General features: G+C 72.3%; 14 protein-coding genes. 6 read left to right on the top strand and 8 right to left on the bottom strand.

Going from position 1 to position 13,979, the window contains the following annotated elements; all coding sequences use genetic code 11:
- Nucleotides 1-31 precede the first annotated feature (31 nt).
- A complete protein-coding gene (locus B0I28_RS11835) occupies nucleotides 32-2,350 on the top strand; it encodes a DEAD/DEAH box helicase (RefSeq protein WP_106364040.1) in 2,319 nt (772 codons plus the stop codon).
- Nucleotides 2,351-2,355: 5 nt separating this feature from the next.
- Here B0I28_RS11835 and B0I28_RS11840 read toward each other — a convergent pair whose 3' ends face one another.
- Nucleotides 2,356-2,946 (bottom strand): heme-binding beta-barrel domain-containing protein, encoded by a 591-nt coding sequence (locus B0I28_RS11840; protein ID WP_106364041.1) that lies wholly within the window; start codon nucleotides 2,944-2,946, stop codon nucleotides 2,356-2,358.
- Between the two features lie 151 nt (nucleotides 2,947-3,097).
- On the opposite strand from B0I28_RS11840, the gene B0I28_RS11845 reads away from it, so the two are divergent.
- Nucleotides 3,098-3,883, top strand: coding sequence for an HAD-IIA family hydrolase (locus B0I28_RS11845; protein ID WP_106364364.1), 786 nt, complete (start codon nucleotides 3,098-3,100; stop codon nucleotides 3,881-3,883).
- A gap of 20 nt (nucleotides 3,884-3,903) precedes the next feature.
- Complete coding sequence (locus B0I28_RS11850) at nucleotides 3,904-4,287, top strand: DUF3263 domain-containing protein (RefSeq protein WP_106364042.1); 384 nt, start codon at nucleotides 3,904-3,906, stop codon at nucleotides 4,285-4,287.
- Here the strand turns inward: B0I28_RS11850 and B0I28_RS11855 are convergent.
- The 3 genes from B0I28_RS11855 to mdh all read right to left on the bottom strand — a co-directional run bounded on the left by B0I28_RS11855 (nucleotide 4,284) and on the right by mdh (nucleotide 7,399).
- Nucleotides 4,284-5,519, bottom strand: a complete 1,236-nt coding sequence (locus tag B0I28_RS11855; RefSeq protein ID WP_106364043.1) for an APC family permease — start codon at nucleotides 5,517-5,519, stop codon at nucleotides 4,284-4,286. The genes B0I28_RS11850 and B0I28_RS11855 overlap by 4 nt on opposite strands.
- 30 nt (nucleotides 5,520-5,549) lie before the next feature.
- Nucleotides 5,550-6,329 carry a phosphatase PAP2 family protein gene (locus B0I28_RS11860; protein ID WP_106364044.1) on the bottom strand — a complete coding sequence of 260 codons (780 nt, stop codon included), beginning with the start codon at nucleotides 6,327-6,329 and terminating at the stop codon, nucleotides 5,550-5,552.
- Between the two features lie 119 nt (nucleotides 6,330-6,448).
- On the bottom strand, nucleotides 6,449-7,399 hold the full coding sequence (mdh, locus tag B0I28_RS11865) for a malate dehydrogenase (protein ID WP_106364045.1): 951 nt from the start codon (nucleotides 7,397-7,399) through the stop codon (nucleotides 6,449-6,451).
- A gap of 265 nt (nucleotides 7,400-7,664) precedes the next feature.
- On the opposite strand from mdh, the gene B0I28_RS11870 reads away from it, so the two are divergent.
- The gene (locus tag B0I28_RS11870) at nucleotides 7,665-8,561 is read left to right on the top strand and encodes a sulfite exporter TauE/SafE family protein (protein ID WP_106364046.1); all 897 of its coding nucleotides are present in this window, start codon (nucleotides 7,665-7,667) and stop codon (nucleotides 8,559-8,561) included.
- A 22-nt stretch (nucleotides 8,562-8,583) separates the two neighbouring features.
- On the opposite strand, the gene B0I28_RS11875 is transcribed toward B0I28_RS11870, so the two are convergent.
- Nucleotides 8,584-9,162: a TetR/AcrR family transcriptional regulator gene (locus tag B0I28_RS11875; protein WP_106364047.1), complete on the bottom strand. Its 579-nt coding sequence runs from the start codon at nucleotides 9,160-9,162 to the stop codon at nucleotides 8,584-8,586.
- A 94-nt stretch (nucleotides 9,163-9,256) separates the two neighbouring features.
- Here B0I28_RS11875 and B0I28_RS11880 point away from each other — a divergent pair, with 94 nt between their 5' ends.
- A complete protein-coding gene (locus B0I28_RS11880; RefSeq protein WP_106364048.1) occupies nucleotides 9,257-10,156 on the top strand; it encodes an NmrA/HSCARG family protein in 900 nt (299 codons plus the stop codon).
- Between the two features lie 62 nt (nucleotides 10,157-10,218).
- On the opposite strand, the gene B0I28_RS11885 is transcribed toward B0I28_RS11880, so the two are convergent.
- Nucleotides 10,219-11,385, bottom strand: a complete 1,167-nt coding sequence (locus tag B0I28_RS11885) for an acyl-CoA dehydrogenase family protein (protein WP_106364049.1) — start codon at nucleotides 11,383-11,385, stop codon at nucleotides 10,219-10,221.
- A 306-nt stretch (nucleotides 11,386-11,691) separates the two neighbouring features.
- Between B0I28_RS11885 and B0I28_RS11890 the strand changes: the two genes are divergently transcribed.
- Nucleotides 11,692-13,086 (top strand): UDP-glucose dehydrogenase family protein, encoded by a 1,395-nt coding sequence (locus tag B0I28_RS11890; protein WP_219926722.1) that lies wholly within the window; start codon nucleotides 11,692-11,694, stop codon nucleotides 13,084-13,086.
- On the opposite strand, the gene B0I28_RS11895 is transcribed toward B0I28_RS11890, so the two are convergent.
- Together B0I28_RS11895 and B0I28_RS11900 are read right to left on the bottom strand one after the other, a co-directional pair.
- Nucleotides 13,083-13,334, bottom strand: coding sequence for a hypothetical protein (locus B0I28_RS11895; RefSeq protein WP_219926723.1), 252 nt, complete (start codon nucleotides 13,332-13,334; stop codon nucleotides 13,083-13,085). The two genes, B0I28_RS11890 and B0I28_RS11895, sit on opposite strands and share 4 nt — an antisense overlap.
- Nucleotides 13,335-13,337: 3 nt before the next feature.
- Nucleotides 13,338-13,955 carry a UbiX family flavin prenyltransferase gene (locus B0I28_RS11900; protein WP_106364051.1) on the bottom strand — a complete coding sequence of 206 codons (618 nt, stop codon included), beginning with the start codon at nucleotides 13,953-13,955 and terminating at the stop codon, nucleotides 13,338-13,340.
- Between the last annotated feature and the right edge of the window lie 24 nt (nucleotides 13,956-13,979).

Raw genomic sequence — 13,979 nt, forward strand, 5'->3', positions numbered from 1 at the left:
CGGTGTCGGCCGGTTGCGGCATCATTGCAGGATGTCCGCCGACCAGCTCATCGCCGCCCTCGACTCCGAGGACGGCGGCGTCGTGCACCTCCGGAAGCTCCCCGCTCGGGCGTCCGTGCGCGCCCAGTGGCCCGAGTGGGTGCCCGACACCGTCCGCAAAGCGTTGGAGGACACCGGGATCACGCTGCCGTGGCCGCACCAGGCCGAGGCCGCCACGCACGCGTTCGAGGGCCGCGACACCGTCATCGCCACGGGCACGGCCTCCGGGAAGTCCCTCGCGTACCTGCTGCCGCTGCTCACCGAGGCCGCCGCCGACGGGCCCGGCCGCACCCTCTACCTCGCCCCGACGAAGGCCCTCGCGGCGGACCAGGCGCGGGCCGTCGCCGAGTTCGAGGTCCCCGGGCTCATCCCCGCGATCGTCGACGGCGACACGCCGTTCGAGCACCGCCAGTGGGCGCAGCGGTTCGCGAACCTGGTCCTGTCCAACCCCGACCTGCTCCACCACTCGCTGCTCCCCCGCCACCGCATGTGGCGCTCGCTCCTCAAGGACCTCAAGTACGTCGTCGTCGACGAGTGCCATGTCTACCGCGGCGTCTTCGGCGCGCACGTGGCGCTGACGCTGCGGCGGCTGCTGCGCCTCGCCGAGCACTACGGCGCGAGCCCGGTCGTCATCGCCGCCAGCGCGACCGCGGCCGACCCGGCGGCGTCGCTGTCGGTCCTCACCGGACGGCCCGCCACGGCCGTCACCGTCGACTCCTCGCCGTCGCCGGGGGCGACCGTGGCCCTGTGGGAGCCGGTGACGTACGAGGTCGAAGGCGAGCCGCAGCAGGCGTCGACGCTGTCGGAGACCGCGCGGATGCTCGCGCAGCTGGTGCGGCGCGGGGTGCGCACGCTCGCGTTCGTGCCGTCCCGGCGGGGTGCGGAGATCGTTGCGGCCGAAGCGAAGTCGCGGCTCGGCGCCGACCCCGCGGCGGGCCGCATCGCGGCGTACCGGGCCGGGTACCTGCGCGAGCACCGCCGGGACCTGGAGGCGGACCTGCGCGAGGGGCGCCTGCTCGGGGTGGCGACGACGAACGCCCTGGAGCTGGGCATCGACGTGACGGGCCTCGACGCGGTGCTCCTGTGCGGGTACCCCGGGCGGCTCGCGTCGTTCTGGCAGCAGATCGGACGCGCGGGCCGCGGCGACACCGAGGCGCTCGCGGTGATGCTCGCGAAGGACGACCCGCTCGACACGTTCCTGGTGCACCATCCGGAGGCGATCTTCGACCGGCCGGTGGAGGCGTCGGTGTGCGACCCGTCGAACCCGTACGTGCTCGCCGGGCACCTGTGCCTGGCCGCGGAGGAGCTGCCGCTCAAGGAGTCCGACCTCGCGTCGATCCCCGGAAGCAAGGCCGTGGCCGAGGAGCTGTGCGAGCAGAAGCTGCTGCGCAGGCGCGCCGGGGGCCGGTACTACTGGATCGGCTCGGAGCGCCCGGAGGTGACGCTGCGCGGGTCGGGGCCGATGGGCGTCGACATCGCGGAGACGAGCACGGGCCGGCTCATCGGCACGATCGACGCGGCCGCCTCGCATCGGCTCGTCCACCGCGGGGCCCTCTATCTCCACCAGGGCGAGTCGTACCTCGTGGACGACCTCGACCTGGAGGAGGGCCTGGCGCTGGTGCACGCGGCGAAGCCGCCGTGGACGACGAGCGCGCAGGAGATCACGCACCTGGAGATCCTCGCGGAGCGCGAGCGCCTGGAGATGGGCGACGTGACGCTGAGCCTCGGCGAGGTGGAGGTGACGTCGTGCGTCATCTCCTACCAGCGCCGCCGCCTCCCTTCCGGGGAGGTGATCGACACGCAGCAGCTCGACCTGCCGCCGCAGACGCTGCGCACGGTGGCGGTGTGGTGGACGGTGGACCCGGAGTCCCTCGACGGGCTGAAGGACCTCGCGGGGTCGCTCCACGCCGCCGAGCACGCGTCGATCGGGCTGCTGCCGTTGATCGCGACGTGCGACCGGTGGGACATCGGGGGCCTGTCGACGCCCGCGCACATGGACACCGAGCTGCCCACGGTGTTCGTCTACGACGGCCACCCGGGCGGTGCGGGCTTCGCCGAGCAGGCGTTCCGCAAGTGGACCGACTGGCTCGGCGCCACCCGCGAGGCCATCGCCGGGTGCGAGTGCACCTCCGGCTGCCCCTCCTGCATCCAGTCCCCCAAGTGCGGCAACGGCAACGAGCCCCTGAGCAAGCCCGGGGCCCTCACGCTCCTCGGCAGGGTCCTCAAGGCCGCCGACGGCCCGGTCACCGCGAAGTCCTTCTCCGACAAGCCGGTGAAGCCGGAAGACGACCTCTGGCCCGGCGACTTCTAGCGGTCCTACCCGGCGACGCGGTTGAGGCTGGCGCTCAGGTGGGGGCTCATGGGGTGGCCTTCGGCGGCCATCTCCTGGGCGTACATGAGGGCGCCTTCGACGATGCCGTAGAGGCGCTTGCCCGCGGTGACCTCCTTGGCCTGCGGGCTGCGGACGACGGCGTCGGTGGCGATCTCGATGCGCGTGCCGTCGACGTGCCCGTAGTAGAGGTCGAGGACGCCGGTCGGGTGCGCGAGGAGCACTTCGACCTCGGGCTTCCTCGGGTCCTCGCCCTTGACGACGCGCCACCAGCCGGTCTCCTGGGCGGCGGGCCGGACGGGCTTGCCGTCGGGGTCGACGATCCAGGAGCGGGAGTGGTAGCGCAGGAACGGGCGGCCGTCGTGGAGGAACGCGACCTCCTGGGCGTACAGGAAGTCCTCGGTCCCGGGGTAGCCGCCCTGGCCGCGGCCGCGCCAGCGGCCCACGAGCGGGAGGAGCGGCAGCAGGTCGTCGTGCAGGCTCGGTCCCTGCCGGAGGTCGTCGGTCTCCTCGAACGGGTAGGGCTCGACCTTCTCGAAGGTCGAGGCGAACTCCGCCGGTACTTCGCGCTCGCTCATTTGTTCCTCGCGGTTCGGATGGTCCAGTAGCCGAGTGCACCCGCCATGGCGCCTGCGGCGATGACGAGCGCGGCTGTCAATGCCGTCTCCACGGCCACCACTTTACGTCCGCACCTCGCCGTTCGGCCGATGCGATGGCAAGATGTTGACCATGACTACACCTGGACCCTTCGACAGCTGGCTCTCGGACATGGACGGCGTGCTCGTCCACGAGGGGGTGCCCGTTCCCGGAGCGAACAAGCTCATCGAGAAGCTTCAGGAGGCGGGGAAGGCGTTCCTCGTCCTCACCAACAACTCGATCTACACGCCGCGCGACCTCCATGCGCGCCTGAAGAACTCGGGACTCTCGGTCCCGGCGGAGAACATCTACACCTCGGCGATGGCGACGGCGGACTTCCTGCACTCGCAGCGCCCGAAGGGCTCGGCGTACGTCATCGGCGAGGCGGGCCTGACGACGGCGCTGCACGAGATCGGGTTCGTGCTCACCGACTACCGCCCGGACTACGTGGTCCTGGGCGAGACCCGCCGGTACGACTTCGGGGCGATCACGACGGCCGCGCGGCTCATCAAGGGCGGGTCGCGGTTCATCTGCACCAACCCGGACACGACGGGCCCGTCGCTGGAGGGCATCCTCCCGGCGTGCGGCGCGGTTGCGGCGATGATCACTGCGGCGACGGGTTCGGAGCCGTACTTCGTGGGGAAGCCGAACCCGTTGATGATGCGCAACGCCTTGCGCCGCATCGGGGCCCACTCGGAGTCGACCGTGATGATCGGCGACCGCATGGACACCGACGTGCTGTCGGGCCTCGAAGCGGGCCTCGAAACGGTCCTCGTTCTGTCGGGGGTCACTGACACTATGGAAGAGGTCGAGCGCTACCCGTTCCGGCCCAACCACGTCAAGGATTCGGTCGCCGACCTCATCGACTGGATCGAGTAAACCGAGCAAGGAGCCGCCCCATGCCTCCCGGTCAACGCCCCACCGCCAGAAGCACCCGCGCCCGCCAGGAGGACGACGGGGGGCCCGCGCCCCAGCGGCCCCTGCGCGACGCCCCGGCCCGGGAGGCGAGGGCCCAGGAGCCGCCGCGGCAGGCGGCCCCGCAGCGCTTCGAGGCCGAGTCGAAGCTCTCCGGCACCGAGACCCGCATCCTGGAGTTCGAGGCGCGCTGGTGGCGCGCCTCGGGCGCGAAGACGCAGGCCATCGCCGACGAGCTGGAGCTCACCCCCGAGCGGTACTACCAGCAGCTCGCGCGCCTCATCGACCACCCGGAGGCCGCCGCCGAGCAGCCCGCGGTCGTGCGGCGGCTGCGGGCGGCCCGGGACGCGAGGCGCGCCGCACGTTAAGCAGCGCTGCGCCTTTCGGTAATCCAGAACCAGACGGCCCCCGCAGCGAACACCGCGAGGCCTCCGAGCACCGCGGCCATGGGCAGGCTCGCGGCCACGAGCAGGCACCCGGCGAGCCCCATCCACGGCAGCGGGGCCCGGGCGTCCAGCGTGACCGCCGAAGCGTTCGCGACCGCGTAGTAGATCAGCACGCAGAACCCCGAGAACCCGATCGCCCCCGCGAGATCCATCGTGGACACCATGACGAGGACGACCGCGCTCGCGGCGACCTCGGCCGCCCACGGGACCCCGAACCGCTCCGAGACCGCCGTCAGCGGCCCCGGCAGGCGCCCGTCGCGGGCCATCGCCAGCGCCGTCCGCCCGATCCCCGCCAGGAGGCTCAGGAGCACGCCCGCGGTCGCGATCCCCGCGCCGACGGCCACGAGGGGCTTCACGGCGGGCGCGGCGGCGGCCGCGAGGTCGGCGAGGGGCGCGGTCGACTCGGCGAGCGTCCCGGCGCCGAGCACGCTCAGCGCGGTCACCGCGACGGCCGCGTACACGAGCACGGTGGCGCCCAAGGTGATCGCGACGGCCCGCGGGATGGTCTTCTCGGGCCTCGACACCTCCTCGCCGAGGGTCGCGATGCGCGCGTACCCGGCGAACGCGAAGAACACGAACCCCGCGGCGGTGAGCACGCCCCACGGGTGCGTGTCCCCCAGCGGCCGGGCCGCGACGGGCCCGGTGAGCCCGGCGGCCACGACGATCGCGAGGACCGCGACGGTGATCCCCGCGAACACGGCCGACGCGAGCGCGGTCCGCTTGACGCCCAGCAGGTTCACGGCGCAGAACGCGACGACCGCGGCCGCCGCGAGCGCCCGCGGATGGCCCGGGAGCAGGTACGCGCCGAGCGTCAGCGCCATCGCGGCGCCGGAGGCGGTCTTGCCGACCAGGAACCCCCAGCCCGCGGCGAACCCGGCGGCCGGGTGGAGGCGCACCGTCCCGTACACGTACGCCCCGCCGGACTGCGGGTGCAGCGCCGCGAGGCGGGCCGAGGAGCGGGCGTTGCAGTAGGCGATGAACGCGGCGATGGCCAGGGCCGCAAGGAGTCCGGGGCCGGACCCGGCGGCCCGGGCGGCGGGCGCCCAGACGGTGAAGACGCCGGCGCCGAGCATCGAGGCGAGGCCGATCGCGATCGCTGAAGGAAGGCCGAGACGGCGCTGGAGGGGCGGCTGCGCTCGCGGCGGAGTGGGCATGCCGAGACGATACCGCGCACCGGTTACCGGTCAGGGGCGGCGATATCGCCGTTCGGGTTCGAGCCAGAGCGGCAGCGGGATCGTCGTCCAGTGGACGCGCTGCATGACCCTGATGAGCACCATCCCCATGAACAGCCCCGCGATCGAGTCGGTGAGCCAGTGGAACCCGAGGTAGGTCGTGGAGAAGAACACGATGGCGACGGGCGCGGAGAGCAGGAGCCGCCGCTGCCAGGTCTTGAGGACCGCGCCGGTGAGCATGACGAGCAGCCCGTACCAGATGAGCGTGTTCACCACGTGCCCCGACGGGTACGCGCCGACCGCGGTGTCGCCGATCTCGCCGAGCTCGGACCGGTCGGGCCAGTACAGGAGCGACTGCGCCGCGTTCGCGAACGGGCCCGGCTCGGGGCGCGGCCAGTGCGGGTAGATCCGCGGGAACGCGAGCTTGAGGACCAGCACCAGCGCGGTGAGCACGTATGCGCCGAAGAACGCGACCACGGGTCGCACGGTCTGCTTGAAGTAACCGATGATCGCGGCGATGCCGAGTGCGAGCCCGGAGAGGAACCCGCCCTGGCCGAGCTTGTTCGTCTGCACCAGGAACCAGTCGAACCACGGGGGCCGGTGCGCGTCGGAGAAGTCGCGGATCCAGATGTCGAGGTCGATCAGCGGGCTGTGGAACGACGCCAGCACCGTGCACGCCGTGAACGCGATCGCCAGGAGGACCTCGGGCCACCACGAGGCCGGTCGCCGCACGACGAACGGCTCCCAGTCGCCTGGGGCGATACGACCGATGCGCTGCCTGATGCCCGTCACGGGCGTAAGCCTAGCGACGCCCGATCAGGGCCCGGCCCGGTATCCGAACGCCCCGTTCGCGGACGCGGAACGACACGAGGGGCGCCCGCGAACCGCGGGCGCCCCTCGTGAACCCTGCTCTAGAGCTCGGCGACGTCGGCCTGCTTGGCGCGGACGGCCTCGGCGGCCTCCTTGAGGTTCGCCAGCTCATCGTCGTGGAGGGGGGTCTCGACGACCTCCTTGACGCCCTCGGCGCCGATCTTCGCGTTGACGCCCAGGTAGACGCCGGAGATCCCGTACTCGCCGTCGACCCACGCGCACACGGGCATGACCGCGCCGGAGTCCTCGGCGACGGCCTTCGCCATGCGGGCGGCCGCGGCCGACGGCGCGTAGTACGCCGAGCCGGTCTTGAGCAGCGCCACGATCTCGGCGCCGCCGTTGCGGGTCTTGGTCACCAGCTCCTCGACCTTGTCGGCCGGGAGGAGCTCGGCGAGCGGCTTGCCGTCGACCGACGACTGCGAGGGGACGGGCACCATGGTGTCGCCGTGCGAGCCGAGCGTCAGGGTCGTCACCGACTTGACGGGGACCTGGAGCTCCTCGGCCACGAAGTTCGTGAAGCGGGCGGTGTCGAGCATGCCCGCCTGGCCCAGGACCCGGTGCTTGGGGAAGCCGGAGGCGAGCTGCGCGAGGGCGGTCATCTCGTCGAGCGGGTTCGAGACGACGATGATGACGGCGTTCGGGGAGTGCTTGACGAGGTTCTCGGTGACGCCGCGGACGATGCGGGCGTTCACTTCGAGGAGGTCCATGCGGCTCATGCCGGGCTTGCGCGGGAGGCCCGCGGTGATGACGATGACGTCGGACCCGGCGGTCTTCTCGTAGCCGTTGCCGTCGTTGTCGGTCGTGGCCCCGACGACCTTGGTCTCGAAGCCCTCGATGGTGCGGGACTGGTTCATGTCCAGGGCGATGCCCTCGGGCTTGCCCTCGACGATGTCGGTCAGGACGACCTCGTCGAAGACGTCGTACTCGGCCAGGCGCTGGGCGGTGGTGGAGCCGTAGAAACCGGCGCCGACGACCGTGACCTTCTTACCCATCGAATGCTCCTCTGCATTGCTCGAAAGCCTGTGTGTCGCGCAGGCTGGTTGCCGGTAGGGGCTACGCGAGCGTAACCAGGACCGTTCCCCCACGCTATGACCCTGGTCTCGCCCAGCGCATCCGGCCCCTCACCGGGTGGCGGGCGCCTCTGATCCGGCATGTCGGAGGCGTGCGGGGACGCCCGCGCCGGCCCCGCCGGACGCCCGCGGGAGCACTCGCGGCGCCGTTCTATCCTGGTGCCGTCCGAACCGGAGGGAGCCGCACGTGCCCGTCTCGATCGCCGTCGCCTCCGCCGCGGCGGCGGGCCTCGTCGCCCAGCTTGTCGACGGCGCCCTGGGCATGGGCTTCGGCACCGTCGCGGCCGCGATGCTCACCGGGATCGGCCTCGCGCCCGTCGTGGCCGCCGCCGCGCTCGCCTCCGCCTCCCTGGTCTCCGGCGTCATGGCCGCGGCCGCGCACACCCGCTTCGGGAACGTCCACTGGCCCACCGCGATCCGCCTCGCCGCCGCCGGCGCTGTCGGCGGCTTCGCCGGGGCCTGGGCGCTGGCGTCCCTCGCCGGACTCGACGGCGCCACCCCCGTCGCCAGCGCCGCCCTGATCGCGGTCGGCGCGGTCCTCGCCTGGCGCGGCTACCACGGCCGGGTCCCCCTCGGTCCGGCCCGGACCGGCTTCACGCTCCCCGCGGGCCTCGTCGGCGGCTTCGCCGGAGCGGTCTCCGGCGGCTGGGGCCCGGTCACGGTGCCCGTCCTCCTCGCCGTCTCGCGTCTCGAACCGCGCCGCGCGGTCGGCTCGGCCGCGGTCGGCCAGACCTCCGCCGCCGCGGCCGCGCTCCTCGGCTTCTGGATCTTCGCCCCGCAGTCCCTCGCCGTCGGCATGCCCCTCGCCGAGGGCCTCGCGCTCGGCGGCGCCGTCGCGGCCCCCTTCGCCGCGTGGCTCACCGGCCGCATCCCGCCCGCGAAGCTCACGGCCACGATCGGCATGCTCGCCGTCGCCCTCCACCTCCGCGCCCTCGTCGCGGGCCTCGCCCTCCCCTGGCCGCTCGTCGCCGCCGCCTACCTCGCCCTCGCCGCCGTCTGGGCCGTCGCCCTCACCGGTCCCCGCAAGCGCCCCGCCCCCGAACTCCCCGAGCAGCGCGCCGAACGCATCGAAGCCGGAGCCTAGAACACTCCGGCCCGGATCGCGCTCAATCCCTGGAGCGCAGGCCGTCCATCACCACGGTCAGGAGTCGATCCGCCTGCCGCTGCGCGTCGGGCCCGCCTTCGGTGGCGAAGGCGACGGCGTTGACGAGTTTGAGGACCTGGCCCGCGGTGATGTCGCCGCGGACCGACCCGGCCCGCTGGGCCCGGTCGAGCAGGGCCGCCGCGGCTGCGTGCATCGTCTCGCGGCACCAGGAGACGTCGGCGCCCTCGTCCTTCAGCGCGTTCATCAGCGCCGTGGCCAGGCTGCGCGACGTGCTCCCCTGCATGGCGAGCTCCCGCAGCCAGGTCGCCAGCCCCTCGTCCGGGGACGGTGCGGCGAGCAGCTCTTGCGACCGCGCGTGCAGCGCATCGATCTCGTCGCGGTGGACGGCCTGGAGCAGCGCCCGCCGGGTCGGGAAGCGGCGGTAGAGGGTCGCGTTGCCGACCCCTGCGGCACGGGCGATGTCGTCCATCGGGACGTCGACGCCCCGCTCGGCGAAGACCTCGCGAGCGGCACTGACCAGTCGTTCGGCGTTGCGGCGTGCGTCGGCCCGGAGCGCGGGCCGCGGCGGCGGTGTGGTCATGGCGTCCTCTCTTGACAAACTGGGGACTCTCCCCATATATTAGCAAGCGGAAACCGGGGAAATCCCCCATTTGATGCGCCCACAGGAGGCCGCCATGACGACAAGGAATCCCACCGTGCTGGTCACCGGAGCCACCGGCACGCAAGGCAGCGCCGCCGCCCGGCAGCTCCTGGCGGCCGGATGGCGGGTGCGGGCGCTCGTCCGCGACCCGGCCGGCACCGGCGCTCAGGCGCTGGAAGCAGCAGGCGCCGAGGTCGTCCCGGGCGACATGGACGACCGGGCCTCCCTCGATGCGGCGATCCAAGGCGCGCACGGGGTCTTCAGCGTGCAGCCCACCATGGGCTACCCCGGCACCCCGCCCGGCTTCACCGTCGAGGACGAGGTCCGGATGGGCCTGAACGTGGTCGAGGCGGCGCACGACGCCGGGGTCCGCCACCTCGTCTACACCTCGGTCGCCGGAGTCGACCGCTCCCCCGGCATCCGCCGCTGGGAGAGCAAGTGGCAGATCGAGCACCGCATCCGCGCGCTGGGCCTGCCCCACACGATCCTGCGCCCCGTCCGGTTCATGGAGAACCAGTCCAATGCGGCCATGGGGGTGCGCGACGGCGTCCTGACCGACGTCGTCAAACCGGAGGTGCCCGTCCAGCTCATCGCCGCCACCGACATCGGCGCGTTCGCGGCCCTGGCGTTCGCCGACCCGGACCGGTACCTCGGCCAGGCGCTCGAAATCGCCGGGGACGAGATGACGCTCCCGCAGGTCGTCGACGCGATCAGCCGCGCCACCGGAGTCGCCGTCGCCTACCGCGCCATCCCGCTGGAGGCCCTCACCGGGCCGGACCCGGACGCCCGGGCCGGCTACGAGTTCGCCAACAACCGGGGCGGCTGGCAGGCCGACATCCCCGCACTGCGCGAGCTGCACCCGTCGCTCATGGACCTCGACACCTGGCTGCGCGCGGAAGGCAAGCAGCAGTTCGACGCCCTGTTCCACGGCTGACCCGCCGAACGATAAAAAGGAGGCGGGCCCCGCACGGGGCCCGCCTCCTTGCTGTCGTACCGCTAGAACGCGTTGCCGCGCTGGAGCTCCCGGGCGATGACGATGCGCTGGACCTGGTTGGTGCCCTCGTAGATCTGGGTGATCTTGGCGTCGCGCATCATGCGCTCCAGGGGGAAGTCGCGGGTGTAGCCGTAGCCGCCGAGGACCTGGACCATGTCGGTGGTGATCTGCATGGCGGCGTCGGAGGCGAAGCACTTGGCGGCGGCGCCGAAGTAGGTGAGGTCGGCGTCGCTGCGCTCGGAGCGGGCGGCGGCGGCGTAGGTGAGCTCCCTTGCGGCGCTGATCTTCATGGCGGCGTCGGCGAGGAGGAACTGGACGCCCTGGAACGCGGCGATCGGCTTGCCGAACTGCTCGCGCTCGGCGGCGTAGGCGGTGGCGGCGTCGAGGGCGCCCTGGGCGATGCCGAGGGCCTGCGCGGCGATGGTGACGCGGGTGTGGTCGAGGGTGCGCATGGCGAGCGAGAACCCCTGGCCCTCTTGGCCGATGAGCCGGTCGGCGGGCAGGCGCACGCCGTCGAAGTAGACCTCCGCGGTCGGGGAGCCCTTGATGCCGAGCTTCTTCTCGGGCTTGCCGAAGGAGACGCCCGCGTCGTTCTTCTCGACCACGAACGCGGAGATCCCCTTGGGGCCCTTGCCGGGCTCGGTGACGGCGAAGACCGTGTAGTACTCGCTGACGCCCGCGTTGGTGATCCAGCGCTTGACGCCGTCGAGGACCCACCCGTCGCCGTCCTTGACGGCCCGGGTCGTCATCGAGGCGGCGTCGGAGCCCGCCTCGGGCTCGGAGAGGCAGTAGGAGAACATCGCGTCCCCGGCCGCGACGGGCGGCAGGTAGCGGCGCTTGAGGTCTTCGGAGCCGTCGAGGAGGACCGGGAGGGACCCGAGCTTGTTGACCGCCGGGATGAGCGAGGAGGACGCGCACGCGCGGGCGACCTCTTCGATGACGATGGCGGTGCCGAGCGCGTCGATGCCCGCGCCGCCGTACTCGGCGGGGATGTGCGGGGCGTGGAGGTCGGCGGACTTGAGGGCCTCGTAGGACTGCTCGGGGAACGTCGCGGTCTCGTCGGCCTCGGCGGCGTGCGGGGCGACCCCGGCGTCGCAGACCGAGCGGGTCGCGGCGCGGATGTCGTCGTACTCTTCTGGCAGCTGATAGGGGCTGAACCCGGTGGACATCGATGGCTCCCGGCAGTGTCTCTGCGCAGTGTCCCTGCGTAATTGTTACTCGTCGGTAATACCCGCCGAGTGTAGCCCATGGACCGTCCGACCGGTGACGGCCGACACCGTGAATTATCCGCGGCTTCCCCGCAACGTCATCGGAAGTTCAAGCGTGGAGCTGAATATACGATGGCGCAGGCCATAGGGACGTTCACGTACAATTCGAGGTCGCCGCGCGATGCGGGATCATGTGTACGGGCGCCGCAGCACCCCGGACCCGCACCGACCAGCACTGCACCGATCTACAGACAGGGCACGCATCTGATGGCCAACGCGAACCAGACCCCCTCGCAGAACCCGACGACCCGTCCCCGCATCTCCTTCCTGGGCTGCGGCTACCTCGGGGCGACCTACGCGATCTGCTTCGCGGAACTGGGCTACGAGGTGATCGGGTACGACGTCGACTCCCCGAAGATCGAGGCCCTGGCCTCCGGAGTCCTCCCGATCCACGAGCCGGGCCTGCCCGAGCTGCTGAAGAAGAACCTCGACACGGGGCGGCTGCGGTTCACCACGGACATCAAGGCCGTCGCCGACTTCGCCGACGTCCACTTCATCTGCGTCGGCACCCCCCAGCTCAAGGGCGAGCACCGCGCGGACCTGTCCTACATCGAGTCCTCGGTGGTCGACCTCGCGCAGCACCTGACGCGCAAGGTCCTCATCGTCGGCAAGTCGACCGTGCCCGTGGGCACCGCGCAGTGGGTCCAGGAGCTCGTCGACCGCCACGCCCCCGAGGGCCTGGGCGTCGAGGTCGGGTGGAGCCCGGAGTTCCTCCAGGAGTCGAACGCGATGCACGACGTGCTGCGCCCCAACCGGATCGTCTACGCCGCCCAGTCCGAGTGGGCCTCCGACCTGCTCAAGGACGTCCACCGCGGCCTCCTGGAGCTCGCCGCGGTCGAGGACCGCGAAGTGCCGGTCGTCGAGACCGACCTCGCGACCGCGGAGCTGGTGAAGGTCGCGGCGAACGCGTTCCTGTCGACCAAGATCTCCTTCATCAACGCGATGGCCGACCTGTGCGAGGTCACCGGCGGCGACGTCGCCGACCTGGCGAAGGCCATCGGCTACGACCAGCGCATCGGCAACAAGTTCCTGCGCGCCGGCATCGGCTTCGGCGGCGGCTGCCTGCCGAAGGACATCCGGGCGCTCTCGGCGCGCGCGGGCGAGCTCGGCGTGGGCGAGTCGTTCCGGTTCCTCGACGAGGTCGACGCCGTGAACACCCGCCGCCGCGCGCACACCGTGCGGTCCGTGGCGAACCTCGTGGGGCGCACGCCGGGCCCGAACGGGCCGGACCTGTCGGGCGTGCGCATCGCCTACCTGGGCGCGACGTTCAAGCCCGACACCGACGACATCCGCGACTCCCCCGCCCTCGATATCGCCCGCCGCCTGCGCGCGGCGCGCGCCGACGTCGTGGTCTACGACCCGGAGGGCCTGGAGAACGCGAAGGCGTTCGCGCCGGAGCTGTCGTTCGTGAAGACCCTCGCCGAGGCCGTGGCGGGCGCCGACGTGGTGTGCGCGATGGTCCCGTGGGAGGAGTTCCGCACCCTCGACCCCGAGGCCCTGGGCCGCCAGGTCGCCGAGCGCCGCCTCCTCGACGGCATGAACGCCTACGACCCGGAGCAGTGGCGCAAGCACGGCTGGACATACCAGGGCATCGGCCGCTAGGTCGCGATGTTCACCCGCGTGAACGGCCACGCGTGCGGGGCCCGCGCGATGAGCTCCTCCGGCGGGTCCGGGAGGCGGCGCGGGGGGTCGTCGGCGACCGCGATCACGACGACGCGGTCGCCCGCGACGAACACCTCGGTGCGGACCGCGGGGTCGGCGATCGCGCGCACGCCCTCGTCGAGGACCCAGCGCAGCAGTTCCGCGCCGCGGCCCTCGGCGGCCTTGGCCTCCCACATCAGGGTGTCCACCGGCTACTCCTCGTCCCCCAAGGGGGCATCGTCGTCCAAGGGTGCATTGGAACCATTGTCGCCCAAGCCGTCCCAGCGCCGCGCCTTGGCGTAGTCGAGCCCGAACTGGTCGAGGGTGCGGGCCACCACGTGGTCCACGATGTCGTCGATCGTCTCGGGCCGGTTGTAGAACGCGGGGACCGGCGGGAGCACGACCGCGCCCATCCGCGAGAGCGCGAGCAGGTTCTCCAGGTGGATCTCCGAGAGCGGCGACTCGCGCGCGAGGAGCACGAGGCGGCGCCGCTCCTTCAGCGTCACGTCGGCGGCCCGCCCGATGAGCCCCTCCGTGTAGCCGGTGCGCACCGCCGCGACGGTCTTCATCGAGCACGGCGCGATGACCATGCCGTCGGTGCGGAATGACCCCGAGGAGATCGGCGCGGCCTGCTCCGCGGGGCCCCATGTGAAGTCCGCGAGCGCCGCGACGTCGGCGGGCTCGTAGCCGGTCTCCAGCCGCAGCGTGGTGCGCGCCCAGCGGCTCATCACCAAGTGCGTCTCGACCGTGCCGGTCGCGCGGAGCGCTTCGAGCAGGCGCACCCCGAACACCGCGCCCGTCGCGCCCGTCATTCCCACGACCAGTCGCATCGCCACTCCTCGAATCATCGGACA

The sequence above is a fragment of the Glycomyces artemisiae genome (genome assembly GCF_003002955.1).
Lineage (GTDB): Bacteria > Actinomycetota > Actinomycetes > Mycobacteriales > Micromonosporaceae > Glycomyces > Glycomyces artemisiae.